The 13,889-nt window shown below is 34.0% G+C and carries 13 protein-coding genes; 5 read left to right on the top strand and 8 right to left on the bottom strand.

What is annotated here, in order from left to right:
* Positions 1-11: 11 nt before the first annotated feature.
* The 4 genes from wecB (at position 12) to ACJAZK_RS00845 (ending at position 5,511) form a co-directional block, all read left to right on the top strand.
* Positions 12-1,112, top strand: a complete 1,101-nt coding sequence (gene wecB / locus ACJAZK_RS00860; protein WP_415222142.1) for a non-hydrolyzing UDP-N-acetylglucosamine 2-epimerase — start codon at positions 12-14, stop codon at positions 1,110-1,112.
* Between the two features lie 117 nt (positions 1,113-1,229).
* Positions 1,230-2,342, top strand: coding sequence for an MraY family glycosyltransferase (locus ACJAZK_RS00855; protein WP_415222141.1), 1,113 nt, complete (start codon positions 1,230-1,232; stop codon positions 2,340-2,342).
* Between the two features lie 74 nt (positions 2,343-2,416).
* Entirely contained in the window at positions 2,417-3,178 is a 762-nt protein-coding gene (locus ACJAZK_RS00850) for a polysaccharide biosynthesis/export family protein (protein WP_415222140.1), read from the top strand.
* 2 nt (positions 3,179-3,180) lie between these two features.
* Positions 3,181-5,511: a GumC family protein gene (locus ACJAZK_RS00845; protein WP_415222139.1), complete on the top strand. Its 2,331-nt coding sequence runs from the start codon at positions 3,181-3,183 to the stop codon at positions 5,509-5,511.
* On the opposite strand, the gene rpe is transcribed toward ACJAZK_RS00845, so the two are convergent.
* From rpe to rpsO, 7 genes are all read right to left on the bottom strand, one after another.
* Entirely contained in the window at positions 5,508-6,170 is a 663-nt protein-coding gene (gene rpe / locus ACJAZK_RS00840) for a ribulose-phosphate 3-epimerase (RefSeq protein ID WP_415222138.1), read from the bottom strand. The two genes, ACJAZK_RS00845 and rpe, sit on opposite strands and share 4 nt — an antisense overlap.
* 257 nt (positions 6,171-6,427) lie before the next feature.
* Entirely contained in the window at positions 6,428-7,291 is an 864-nt protein-coding gene (locus ACJAZK_RS00835) for an RNA polymerase sigma factor RpoD/SigA (RefSeq protein WP_028872451.1), read from the bottom strand.
* A gap of 90 nt (positions 7,292-7,381) precedes the next feature.
* Positions 7,382-7,756, bottom strand: coding sequence for a hypothetical protein (locus ACJAZK_RS00830; RefSeq protein WP_028872452.1), 375 nt, complete (start codon positions 7,754-7,756; stop codon positions 7,382-7,384).
* Positions 7,757-7,813: 57 nt separating this feature from the next.
* The gene (locus ACJAZK_RS00825) at positions 7,814-8,053 is read right to left on the bottom strand and encodes a hypothetical protein (protein ID WP_415222216.1); all 240 of its coding nucleotides are present in this window, start codon (positions 8,051-8,053) and stop codon (positions 7,814-7,816) included.
* A gap of 30 nt (positions 8,054-8,083) precedes the next feature.
* Positions 8,084-8,914, bottom strand: a complete 831-nt coding sequence (locus tag ACJAZK_RS00820; RefSeq protein ID WP_415222137.1) for a hypothetical protein — start codon at positions 8,912-8,914, stop codon at positions 8,084-8,086.
* 207 nt (positions 8,915-9,121) lie between these two features.
* On the bottom strand, positions 9,122-11,365 hold the full coding sequence (locus ACJAZK_RS00815; RefSeq protein WP_415222136.1) for a polyribonucleotide nucleotidyltransferase: 2,244 nt from the start codon (positions 11,363-11,365) through the stop codon (positions 9,122-9,124).
* A 271-nt stretch (positions 11,366-11,636) separates the two neighbouring features.
* Positions 11,637-11,906 (bottom strand): 30S ribosomal protein S15, encoded by a 270-nt coding sequence (gene rpsO, locus ACJAZK_RS00810; protein ID WP_415222215.1) that lies wholly within the window; start codon positions 11,904-11,906, stop codon positions 11,637-11,639.
* Positions 11,907-12,087: 181 nt separating this feature from the next.
* Here rpsO and ACJAZK_RS00805 point away from each other — a divergent pair, with 181 nt between their 5' ends.
* Positions 12,088-12,978, top strand: coding sequence for a hypothetical protein (locus ACJAZK_RS00805; RefSeq protein ID WP_415222135.1), 891 nt, complete (start codon positions 12,088-12,090; stop codon positions 12,976-12,978).
* A gap of 48 nt (positions 12,979-13,026) precedes the next feature.
* Here ACJAZK_RS00805 and accD read toward each other — a convergent pair whose 3' ends face one another.
* Positions 13,027-13,884 carry an acetyl-CoA carboxylase, carboxyltransferase subunit beta gene (accD, locus tag ACJAZK_RS00800; RefSeq protein WP_415222134.1) on the bottom strand — a complete coding sequence of 286 codons (858 nt, stop codon included), beginning with the start codon at positions 13,882-13,884 and terminating at the stop codon, positions 13,027-13,029.
* Positions 13,885-13,889 lie beyond the last annotated feature (5 nt).

Here is a 13,889-nt window from a genome sequence, read left to right as displayed (position 1 = left end):
TTAATTTCAATATGTATAAAGTAACAATAATTGCTGGAGCTCGTCCAAATTTCATGAAGATAGCACCAATCATTCATGCGATTCAAAAATCAAAAGACGCAGGCATACTCATAGATTATAGATTGGTTCATACAGGACAGCATTATGATCAAAATATGTCTGGAAGCTTTTTTGAGCAATTGGAAATACCAGAACCACATGTGAATTTAGAATGTAGTGGAGGTACTCAAGCTGAGCAGACAGCACATATTATGATTAATTTTGAAAAAGAATTGATGGCTAATCCAGTAGATTTATTATTAGTTGTCGGGGATGTAACATCGACGATGGCTTGTGCTTTGGTAGCTCAAAAATTACAAACGAAAGTAGCTCATGTTGAAGGCGGAATTAGGTCTGATGATTGGACAATGCCAGAAGAAATCAATAGATTGGTGACCGATAGTATTACCAATTACTTTTTTACAACTTCGGAAACTGCAAATGATAACCTAAGAAAAAGTGGAGTTAAGGAAGAGCAGATTTTTTTCGTCGGAAATACGATGATCGATACCTTGTTAAAACAACGACCAAATTTCAAACAACCTCAAGTTTGGGGAGATCTTAAACTTTCTGATAGGAATTACATCGTAATGACCTTGCATAGACCTGCAAATGTGGATGAGGAGTCTCAATTGAAGGAGATGATTGATGAGATTACTGCGCATACAGAAGACGTGCCCTTAATATTCCCTGTACATCCTAGAACTGCCAAAATTTTAGAGCGACTTGATGTGAGTCATTTACGACTTCACATGGTTGAACCTCTTAGTTATTTAGAGTTTAATTATCTCGTAGAGCGGTCTAAAGCTGTCATTACAGATTCTGGTGGGATTACTGAAGAAGCGTCCATAATGAGAGTTCCTTGCTTGACGCTTAGAGACAATACTGAAAGACCAGAAACGATCACACTTGGCACTAATGAACTGGTTGGTACTAATCCTAAAAATATCAAATTATATTTAAAGTGTTTGTTTGATGGTGATTGGAAGAAAGGTCAAGATATTCCATTATGGGATGGGAATACGGCAACTAGAATTGTTGAGGTTATGAACTCTACACTATCAAGGAGTTAGTCTTTAGTTGTTGCTTAATTAAATTCACCAATGTTGTATATAAGACAATCTGCTTCTATTTATTTCGTACCTTTCGAGCGTTATTAATAAGGCGCTGTTAACCTACATTGACTCTCTATGATCAAAAATTTGCTTGAGAATTTTAGTCCAGAAAATAATTCTATTTTGTGGTTAATATCTGCATTTGTGCTGGCATTTACAATAGCCTATCAAACGTTTCCTTCAATACTATATGTAGCCAAGGAAAAACATTTAATGGATGAACCAGATAGCAGAAGTATGCATTCGAATAAAACAGCTACACTAGGCGGCATTGGGATTTTCTTTAGTCTAGTAGTTGTTATGACCATTACCGGTGCCATGCTTAATACAAAAGTGTTGTTGTTAGTCATGGGAGGATTAACAATTCTTTTCTTTTTAGGATTAAAAGATGACTTGACGGTATTGTCTGCACGAAAGAAATTTATAGGTCAAATTTTTGCGGCATTGTTATTAATAGTGTTTACAGATACAAGAATTATAGGGCTTTCAAAAATATTCGATATTGATGTCTTACCCTACTGGATATCGATATTTTTTACATTATTTGTGTACATATTAGTAATTAATGCCTACAATTTAATTGATGGAGTAGACGGTCTAGCAGGTGGCGTTGCTATGTTGATAAGTGTGTTTTATACCATCCTGTTTTATGATTTTGGGGCACTTAGCCTCGCGACAATTTCTGTAGCATTATTTGGGGCCTTACTTGCTTTTCTCAGGTTTAACTTTTCTGATCGCAATAAGATTTTCATGGGAGATACTGGTTCTATGATTGTTGGTTTTTTGTTAGCCTTTTTTACAATTAGTTTTATTTCTCAATCTCAACTTGACGTGAATTCTAGTTATCACAAAGCGTCGCCAGCGTTAGCTTTGGCTATTTTGTTTTATCCATTGATGGATACTTGTAGAATATTTTTTATTCGTGTCTTTGTATTGAAGACGAGTCCATTTAAAGCAGATAAAAACCATATACATCATAGATTTATACAGGCAGGATTTACTCACAAACAGACTGCCTCACTTATTGTCGTTGTCAATCTAATAACGGTGGTAATAGCATTGAATATGCTACATTTAAATTTAAATACACAAATTGGTTTATTATTTATTTATGGGTCTGTCTTATACTATGTGCCTTTTTTGTTAAAGCGAAATATGGGCAAACAAAACAGTAAAGTTAAAATTTAATCATAGCTAACTAGAGCAATAAGATTGCACCAAATACATTATATTTACATCTTGATTTAAAAAAAAACATATAAATGAAAAATATCTTTTTTAGAATATTATTTCTTGTTTTATTAACGTCTTGTGCTTCTAAAAAGGATATTCTATATATACAAGATGCAGATGTAAATAACAGTTCTAATATTATATATCAAAATGCTACAATTCAGCCCAATGATATATTAAAAATTACTGTAGAGACTTTGGTGCCTCAGGCTGCTGTGCCTTATAACAGAGGGACTAGCAGTGGTGCGCAAGTAAATTCATTAGAGCTTATAAAATTGAATGGATACTTAGTTGAGAATAACGGGTCAATTAGTTTTCCTGTTTTGGGTGAAATAAATGTCTCAAATTTAACAACGTTTGAAGTGGGAGAAAAGGTAAAGGAGCTCCTAGTACTTGGAGGACACTTAAATAAACCATCTGTTGATGTTCGCCTCTTAAATGCAAAAATTACAATTTTAGGAGAAGTAAATACTCCCGGGACCTATAATTTTACTGAACAAAATATAACTATCTTTCAAGCATTAGGATATGCTGGTGATTTAACGATTAACGGTAAGCGTGATGATATAATAATTACAAGAGACGTTAACGGTTTACGAACTATTTCTCATATCGACCTTACATCTACTGACTTTATGAGTAGTGAATTTTATTTTATAAAACCAAATGATACAATCATAGTTAATCCTAACAATCCTAGAGTTAAGAATGCTGGTTTTGTAGGCAATGTAGGAACTGTTTTAACCATCGCCTCATTACTTTTAAGTTCAATTATTCTACTTACACGCTAACTATGGATCCTTCAATAAATAATCCTTACATATTTTCAGAAGACGATAATGTAGATTTAAAGCAAGAGTTTAGTAAATATCTTAGATATTGGCCTTGGTTTATTATTTCACTTATTATAACATTTATAGGAGCTTATGTATATCTAAGATATGCTCCAAGAATTTATCAAACCACTGCTAAAATGAAAATTTTAGATGAGTCTGACGGATTAGAATTACCAACATCAGCTTTTGTCTTTAAGAGAACAAATATAAACTTAGAGAATGAAACAGAAATTCTTACGTCCTATCTTATAGTCGAGAGGGTTGCTAAGAAACTAAACTTGAACACTAATTTTTTTGAGGAGGGAACTATTCAAACATCACTAATTGGAGAGTTGCCGTTTTATTATGATCAAATAATTCATGGAGATAGCATTGAGAATTCATTAAGCTATGCAATTGATATTAAAGAGAATGGGTTTGAAATTATAAACTTAAAAACAGAGAGGAGTTTTTCAATTCCAAATCATAACACTCTTGAAGCTACTCATAACTTACCTTTTGAAATAAAGATTGAGAATAAACAATTGTTAAATCAAAATATAGGTAAACGTTATATCATAAAATATGGGTCTTTAAAAAGTAGGGCTTTGAGTTTAAAAAATAAAATTCAAGTTGACGCTATTGGAGAGCAGAGCGATTTGTTAAAGATGACTATTAAAGGTGAAAGTAGAGAGCGTTCAGAGATGATCTTAAACACACTTATGGACGTGTTTAATGAAGATGGTATCAATGATCGTCAATCTGTTTCAAAACGCACCATAGATTTTATTAATGAACGTTTTGAGTCCTTGGCAGAAGAGTTAGATTCCATTGAGGTAAGCTATAGAGATTTTAAACAGAATAATAACTTAGTAGATCTTGCTACAGATGCTGAACTTGGATTAGAACAGCGTTCTAAATCTGATGAAGAAGTATTTAAGGTTGAAAATCAACTTGCCTTAGCTAGCTTACTTCAAGAGGTCTTAGTCTCAAGCAGTGATAGTGGTCTTTTGCCTACTAATATTGGATTAAGTAACGGAAGTATTAATTCATTAATTAATGAATACAACTTTGTTATATTAGAAAGAGAGAAATTGGCTAGTAGTGCCGGAAAAAATAATCCAACAGTGCTATTAGCTCAAGATAGAATAGATGATCTGAAATCTAATCTTACAAGGTCCTTAAACTCATATGATAAACAATTAAATTTATCTCAAAGACAATTAAAAAGCAGAAACAGAAAATTCGTAGGTCAAGTAGCGCAAATACCTCAAAAAGAAAAAGCTCTTAGAGCTATAGAACGTCAGCAAAAAATAAAGCAAAGTCTATATCTGCTTTTATTAACTAAACGCGAAGAAGCTGCTATTAATTATGCTATAACAGAGCCGTCAATAAAGGTTGTAGATTATGCGCTTTCAGGATCAGGTCCAATATCTCCTAAATCTAATATTGTCTACGCTGGAGCAATTTTAGGAGGTCTTCTCGTTCCTTTTGGATTATTTTATCTTTTATTTATGTTAGATACCAAGATTCATGGAAAAGAAGATATTACGAGAGTGAATAAAGTCAATCCAATAATTGGAGAAATTCCTGATATAAAAAATAAAGAGGGCTTATTGTTTGATAACCCTAATGATAGATCTATTCTAGCAGAGTCCTTTAGAATTTTAAGTTCAAATGTGAATTATATGCTTCCTGTTTCCGAAGATCAAAAAGGTAAGGTTATTTATTGTACCTCAACGATTAAAGGAGAAGGAAAGACATACATCAGTCTTAATTTGTCATTGGCCTTGTCTAGTCTCAATAAAAAAGTACTCCTTATTGGTGCCGATTTGAGAAACCCTCAGATACATACTCAAATTAAATCTGATAAAAATAGCGCAGGCTTGTCAAACTATTTGCATGAGGCTTCTTTTGATTGGAGAAAGAATATAGTTAAAGGGTTTGATAAACATCCAAATCATGATATCCTGTTATCTGGAAGTATTCCTCCTAATCCTTCAAGTTTATTGACCAACGGAAGATTTAAAGAGCTCATTAAGGAGGCTAAAGAGATTTATGATTATATTGTTGTGGATACTGCACCAACGATTTTAGTAACAGATACGATGTTAATATCAAGCCTTGCTGATGTTACTGTTTATATAGCAAGAGCAAGTTTTACAGATAAAAAGCTACTAGCGTTTTCTAAGGATTTATCAGCATCTGGTAAGCTTAAAAATATGGCTTATGTTATCAATGGCGTTGGTCATAACAAATCGTATGGTTACAACTATGGTTACAATTATGGTTATGGCACTAAAAACTAACTATTAGCTAAGACTTTTAAACGTTTTATAGTTTCTGCTTGTTGGTCACTTTTAAAAACATGACTACCTGCAACAAACACATCTGCACCAGCGTCTACTAATCGTTTAATGTTTTTGTCTGTAACACCACCATCGATTTCTATTCGTGTCTCTAAACCTCGCTCATCGATCATAGCGCGTAATTTTTTTACGCGATCATAAGTAATGTCTTCAAATTTCTGGCCACCAAAACCAGGATTAATAGACATTAATAGAATCATATAGCACTCAGGGAGTATATCTTCAAGCACTGAAACTGGTGTTGTTAGGTTAAGTACGATACCAGCTTTGCAGCCTGCCTCTTTAATCTGTCTTAAGGTTCTGTGTAAATGGACTGTAGATTCGTGATGTACAGTAATAATATCGGCACCTACTTTTGCGAATTCTTCAATATAACGCTCAGGCTTCTCTATCATTAAATGCACGTCTAAAGGTTTAGTTGCATGTTTTTTAATGGCTTGTATTACTGGCATACCATAAGATATGTTTGGTACGAAATGTCCATCCATAACATCAATATGAAACCAATCTGCGTCACTATTATTGACCATTTCTACATCACGTTGGAGATTGCCAAAATCGGCAGCTAGCATTGAAGGTGCAATTAATTTCTGAGCCATGTTATTATCTTAAATTATGAGATTCAAAGATAATTAAAAAAAGATGCTTTTTATAAATGTCTAATAATAAGATATAGAATTTTAGAAAGTAAGGTTTTCGAAGAAAGGATACATAGGGACGGATAACGTTTTAAAGGATATTATTAGAAAAAGTGAACCCAGAGTAATCAGCTCTGGGTTCTTTCATCAATCAAAAAACGAACAGTTATATTATGTAACTGTTGTTGTTGCAATTTAGTCCTTATAGATCACTATTACTAGCCTAAATATGTTTTTAATATTTTACTTCGCGATGTATGCTTTAATCTACGAATCGCTTTTTCTTTAATTTGTCTCACACGCTCACGAGTTAGATCAAACGTTTCTCCTATTTCTTCTAATGTCATTGGATGTTGGTTACCAAGACCAAAATATAATCTAATTACATCAGCCTCACGAGGTGTTAAGGTTTCTAAAGCACGTTCAATTTCTGTACGCAAAGATTCATGTAATAAATCTCTATCTGGATTTGGAGATTCACTACTACGTAAAACATCGTAAAGGTTAGAGTCCTCTCCTTGAACCAACGGTGCATCCATAGAGACGTGACGGCCCGAATTTTTAAGGGACTCCTTAACATCGTTAATGGTCATGTCTAATTCTTTGGCAATCTCTTCTGCACTAGGTGGACGTTCATGACTTTGCTCTAAAAAAGCAAAGGTCTTATTGATTTTATTAATAGATCCAATCTTATTTAATGGTAAACGAACAATACGTGATTGCTCAGCGAGTGCTTGAAGGATCGATTGACGAATCCACCATACCGCATAAGAAATGAATTTAAAACCACGAGTTTCATCAAAACGTTGCGCAGCTTTAATTAAACCTAAATTACCTTCATTAATTAAATCGGGTAAGGTTAAACCTTGATTTTGATACTGTTTTGCAACAGATACCACGAAACGTAAATTAGCTTTAGTTAATTTCTCTAATGCTAATTGATCTCCTGCTTTGATACGTTGAGCTAATTCAACTTCTTCATCTGCAGTAATTAAATCAACCTTTCCAATTTCTTGTAAATATTTATCTAAAGACGCGGTTTCCCTGTTCGTAACCTGCTTTGTAATCTTAAGTTGTCTCATTTAATTATGTGCTTTAAATTTGGGTAAATATAAATACTACTTAGTGATACGTAATAAGTACACAAAATGTTACAAGAAAACTAAAATAATTTAAATTTTGATTAATTTTTTGTTATTAAGGTTAATATCATCAAGCATTTCGGCAGTAAATTTATAATGACCTCTTGTCGTTATTAATCTAAAATGTGAAGATTTTAAAGCAGTCAACGTGTTAAGAAATAGCCATTTAGATTTTAATAGTTTTGGTTTTTCGCTCTTAAGGCTAATGTCAAAATAATGCTTTTTACCCTCTTTAATTGCTACTATATCTGGAGTAATAGAAATATTACTCCCTTTTTTAATATAAGATTTTGGTCTTTCATAGCCTTCGGTATCTGCTTTGATATTTTCAAAACCGCGTTGCTCTAAGTACTCCACTGAGTGGTCTAAAATGTCTTTGTATTTCTCTTTGTCTGCTTGTATCATAGCTATTATTATAGGGAAAATTTGCGACATACGCAAGTGTTTGGGGCGTGATTGTGTTTAAAACCTATAATCAATCCCAGTACTTATTGAGAAAATATAAGGGGTATAATCAATAGTTGTGGTTACCGGTTCTATTTGACAATTGAAGTTTGATTCTATATTAATATAAAGCCTGTCAATCAATTTATGCTCCAGTCCTAGACCAAAATTTAAGGAGACATTATCACCATACTGCATGCTAATTGAGTTTTCAGAACGACTATTTTCATACCTAAAGTAACTTAGACCTCCCGTGATATAGGGATTGAATTTTTTGTTTCTAAAAAATTATTTTACTTCCAAAGGGAACTCCAAATAACGAATATTATTAGAGATACTATCGACGGTTTGCATGAGCTCCAATTTTCTAACACCAAATCTTAAAAAGCTGTTATTGGTTATTCTTAATCCTAATAAAAGCCCATAATTAGTAGAGGCATTATCGCTAGTTTTAGCATTAAAAGCACCGTAATTTGAAACGATTAATTGTGGATTGATACTCCATCTTGTTTCTTTTTTAGTCAAGCTATTTTTACTTTTTTTGACCTCTTCTAGAGCGTCTTTAATTTTTTCTTCGGAAATATCTAAAACAACATCTTCAATTTTTGTTAGAGTATCTGATACTTTCTCTTTATTTCTATTGGATAATCTACTTCTTTCCTCCTTTGTAGTTGTTTTCTGTGCTGATTTTGAATTATGGTTATCTGCAATATTTAAATTTTTAGTATCAGTATTAAATACATCATTAGATGTTATTCCTTGATTTCTTTTTTTCTGGTTTAGATTAGAGTTGTCGCGTTTTTGCTTTTCCGAAGAAACAATAGAAGTGAATGAACTTTTAGCATTGGTTGTCTTTATACTTGATGACTTTTTTGCAGTCAATGAGTCTTCAATTGATGAAAAGGGATCATTTGATAAGTCCTTTTTAGTAGGTGTTATTTTGTCGTCTAAAGGACTACTATCGTTATTTTTAATAGAATATCTATCGCTAAAGTTCGCATCAGTTACGGTGTTTAAAGCCTCTTCTTGCGTAATTACTTCTATGTTTTGTTCTTGATGTTTTAAACCATTTATAGCGTTGCTATTAAACGTATGATATACAAAGTAGGTCAGTACCAATAGACTAAGGCCAAAAGTGAAATACCAAAATAGTAAGCGTCTTCTTTTCTTCTTAAGTTTTTCTTCTATAGCATTCCAAACAAAATCATCAGGACTACGCTGTAAATCTTCAAGTTTGCTTCTTAAGGCAGATCCTAAATTTTAGACATAAAAAAACCTCAAACAGAATTGCTTCCATTTGAGGTTTATAATTAGGATCAAAAGAAATTAATCTTCCTTTTTATCTTCTCTAGGTTTGCGATCATCACGACCTCTATTGTCACGAGAACCTCTGTTATCACGTCCACTAGAACGTTTATCATCTCTTGGTGGTCTTGCTACATAACCTTCTGGTTTAGGTAAGATTGCTTTACGAGATACTTTTTCTTTACGTGTTCTTGGGTCTTGTCCAAAATACTTCACATCAAAAACATCTCCCATGTTGACAACATCAGATACATTTTCTGTACGTTCCCAAGCCAATTCAGAGACGTGCAATAAGACTTCGTTTCCTGGAGCATCCATATATTCTACAACGGCGCCAAAATCTAACATCTTGATTACTTTTACTTCGTAAACGCTGCCAACTGTAGGTTTAAATAAGATTGCATCTATTTTTGCCATTACAGCATCGATACCAACGCGTCCTACACCTAAAATTTCAACAATACCTTCTTCGGTTACTGGATCCTCGTTAATCACGATCGTCGTATCAGTTTCCTTTTGCATTTCTTGAATCACTTTTCCACCAGGTCCAATTAAGGCTCCAATAAATTCGTTAGGAACACGTCTTGTCACCATTGTAGGTGCATGTTCTTTAACATCTGCATTTGGTGTAGCAATGGTATCTGTTAATTTCTCTAAGATATGTAAACGGCCATTGCGAGCTTGTTTTAATGCATTCACTAAAATCTCGTATGATAATCCTTTTACTTTAATATCCATTTGGCAAGCGGTAATACCGTCTGCAGTACCAGTTACTTTAAAATCCATATCTCCTAAATGATCTTCATCACCTAAAATATCAGATAATACAGCGTATTTTCCAGACTCTGCATCAGAAATTAATCCCATGGCGATACCAGAAACTGGTCTTATCATCTGTACACCTGCATCCATTAAAGCCATAGTTCCAGCACAAACAGTTGCCATAGAAGAAGAACCGTTAGATTCTAAAACTTCAGATACTACACGTACTGTGTAAGGACAATCTTTAGGAATCATTCCTTTTAAACCACGTTGCGCTAAATTACCATGTCCAACTTCTCTACGAGAGGTTCCACGAATTGGTCTTGCTTCTCCAGTACAAAAAGGAGGGAAGTTATAATGTAAATAGAAATTTTCTTCACCTTCGTAAGATGGCATATCTATTTTATTCGCGTCTCTTGACGTACCTAAAGTAACTGTCGCTAAAGCTTGAGTTTCTCCACGTGTAAAGATTGAAGAACCATGTGTTGATGGTAAATAATCCACTTCACACCAGATAGGTCTAATCTCATCAGTCTTACGGCCATCTAAACGTAAACCTTCATTTAAGGTTAAATCTCTAATCGCAGCTTTTTCCGCTTTACGGTAATAATCAGAAACTAAACCACCATAGTCTGCTAATTCTTCTTCAGAAAATGTTGCTTTAATATCTGCTTTAATCTCAGCAAATGCGGCACTTCTTTCGTGCTTAGCCGATCCAGCTTTTGCTATAGCATATACTTTGTCATATGCCATGTCATGAACCTTCTTTTCTAAAGCTTCATCTGTTTTTTCTCCGTCGTATTCACGAACTTCTTTCTTTCCGAATGCTTCAGCTAATCTTAACTGAGCAGCACATTGTAATTTAATAGCTTCATGTGCAAACTTAATGGCATCAGCCATTTCGTCTTCAGAAATCTCATCCATTTCACCTTCTACCATCATTACAGAATCAGCACTTGCTCCAATCATCATATCGATGTCAGACTCTGCTAGTTGTGCTCTGGTTGGGTTGATAACAAATTCACCATTTACACGACCAACTCTTGCTTCAGAAATTGCGCATTCAAAAGGGAAATCTGATAATTGAATAGCTGCCGAAGCTGCTAATCCAGCCATTGCATCTGGCATAACGTTTTCGTCATGAGACATTAACTGTATCATTACTTGCGTTTCTGCAGTATAATCTTTTGGGAATAATGGACGTAATACCCTGTCTACTAAACGCATCGTTAATACTTCACCATCACTAGGTCTTGCTTCTCTTTTGAAGAAACCACCAGGATAACGACCTGCAGCTGCAAATTTCTCTCTGTAATCTACCGTTAACGGTAAAAAACCAAGATCTTTTTGTTCGTAATTGGAAACAACTGTACATAACATCATACATTTTCCTGATGTAACAACAACAGAACCGTGTGCCTGTTTTGCTAATTTTCCGGTTTCGATGGTAATTTCTCTACCATCTCCAAGGTCTATGACCTCTTTAAATACTTTTGGAATCATAAATTTTTTTAATTCTAATTAAACAATGGTCGTTGCGTTGTTGTAGTTGTTGTGTGACCAATGAAAAACTGTTTGTCCTGAATTAATTTCAGGGTCTAGCTTCTTATTTACGATTGTTATACTCTATCGTAAGAGTTATATTTTTTTGGCGTTACCCTAAAGGGTCGGGCTTTCACCGCTCGCTTCTCCTAAAGTTGGGAGCTCAAACATACTGCTCAATCCCTAACGCAAATAAAAAACCACGCTAATAAGCGTGGTTTTTGTATTGAGATTATTTTCTTAAACCTAATTCTTTAACTATCGCACGATATCTTAAGACATCTTTCTTAGTTAAGTAATCTAGTAGGCTTCTTCTCTTACCTACTAACATGACTAATGAACGTTCTGTATTGTAATCTTTACGATTGTTTTTTAAATGCCCAGTTAAGTGCTCAATTCTTTGCGTAAATAACGCAATTTGTCCTTCTGCAGTACCAGTATCGTTTTTCCCTTTACCGTGTTTTGCGAATAATTCTTGTTTTTCTTCTTTTGATAAATACATGCTAATATTATTGTAAATGATTTTTATGTACGTTGAAAGTCGTTCTTTCAAGCTGCAAATATACTAATTTTTAATGATTTGGTTCTATTTACAATGTTGGTTTTGTTTTTTTTACACAGAAAATTAAACGTTTTCAATTTAGGATAGTCTTAACTTCATATTAACATTAAAAAATTAAATTATGAATTATCTAAATCATGAACTCAATGATCACAATAAAAGGGATGTGAGTAAAGTAATTACAAAATTAATGTTTTCCTTAGTCGTTTTAGGTTTGACATGTACAAGTTGTAGTAAGGATGACACTGTTGCGCAAGAAGAACAAAATGAAGATATTTCAGAGGTAAGGCTTTCTTCTGAAATTGATAAAGCTGCGAGCGTAGTAGGAGATATTATTATTGATGCTTACGAAGGGCAGGAGCTTAGTGATGCTAATCGACTCGCTGAAGACCAATTGCGCAATGGGTTACCAGATTGCGTTACAATTACAGTTGTAGCACAACAAGGTTTTAGAGAAGTAACGGTTGATTTTGGAACAGCAGGATGCGTCGTGAATGGACACTTAATAAAAGGTCAAATCGTATTCTCTTACACTAGAAATCCTGAAGCACAACAGGTTTTAATTACTTATGATTTAGTTGATTTTTTCTTTGATGCTAAAAACATCATAGGACGTAAAACGTTGTTGAAAGAATGGCCAAATGATAGTGGTAATCCGCAATTTACACACACCTTAGAGATGACTGTTATTTGGCCTAATGGAACACAAGCAAGTAGAGAAGGGCTAAAGATTAGAGAATGGGTTGAAGGTTTTGGTAGCGGCGTTTTTAGTGATAACGTATTTGAAGTCACGGGAACTTGGTCAACGACCTTTATTAATGGGAATGCGCATTCTTATCAAGTCACAACACCTTTACGTCGCGAAATGATATGTGATTATGTCGTTAGCGGAAGTGTGGATGTGGAACGCACAAATTTTGGAGGAACGTTTGATTATGGAAATGGAAATTGTGATAATCAAGCAACGTTTACTTTCAATAATGGAACTGAGATTGAAGTAATTTTAAATTAAGTATTGATTTTTAGTCAATTAAAAAGCGAGCCATATGGCTCGCTTTTTTTATGCTCTTAAAGGTTGATTTGTAATCAAATCGATATATAAATTCACTTTGCTTTTTAAATTTTTTCGATGCGTTATAAAATCTAAGAACCCATGTTCTAATAAAAACTCAGAGGTTTGAAACCCTTCTGGTAATTCTTGACCAGTTGTGTCTTTGACAACACGAGGTCCAGCAAAACCAATTAATGCGCCAGGCTCTGCAATATTAATGTCTCCCAACATAGCAAATGATGCTGTTGTGCCACCTGTTGTTGGATCTGTAGCTAATGAAATATAAGGAATTCCTGCATCTGCAAGTTGTGCTAGTCTAACCGAGGTTTTTGCGAGTTGCATTAAAGATAATGCGGCCTCCATCATACGAGCGCCTCCAGATTTTGAGATGATCATAAATGGAATTTTATTGTCAAGCGAGTGTTTAGCTGCACGAGCAATTTTCTCCCCAACAACACTTCCCATTGAACCTCCAATAAAAGCGAAATCCATACAAGCAATGACTAAATCTTTGCCGTTAGATTTTCCAACAGCAGTTTTAACAGCATCCTTTAGATTTGTTTTTTCCTGAGCAGCTTTTAAACGGTCTGGATATTTTTTAGTATCCTCAAATTTTAAAGGGTCTTTAGATGTCAATCCGGCATCTAATTCTGTGTATTTATTATCATCAAATAGAATTTCGAAATATTCTTTACTTCCAATTCTAACATGATATCCATCTTCTGGACTGACATAAAAGTTTTGTTCTAATTCTTTCGTGTCAATTATTTTACCTGTTGGAGATTTATACCACAGCCCTTTGGGTGTGTCTTTTTTCTCTTCGGTTGAGGTTTGTATTCCTTTATCTTTCCTTTTGAACCAAGACATTAAAA

Source organism: Psychroserpens sp. (genome assembly GCF_047633235.1).
Classification (GTDB): Bacteria; Bacteroidota; Bacteroidia; order Flavobacteriales; family Flavobacteriaceae; genus Psychroserpens.
The sequence above is the reverse complement of the archived record's forward strand: the minus strand, read 5'-3'. Positions and strand labels throughout refer to the sequence as shown.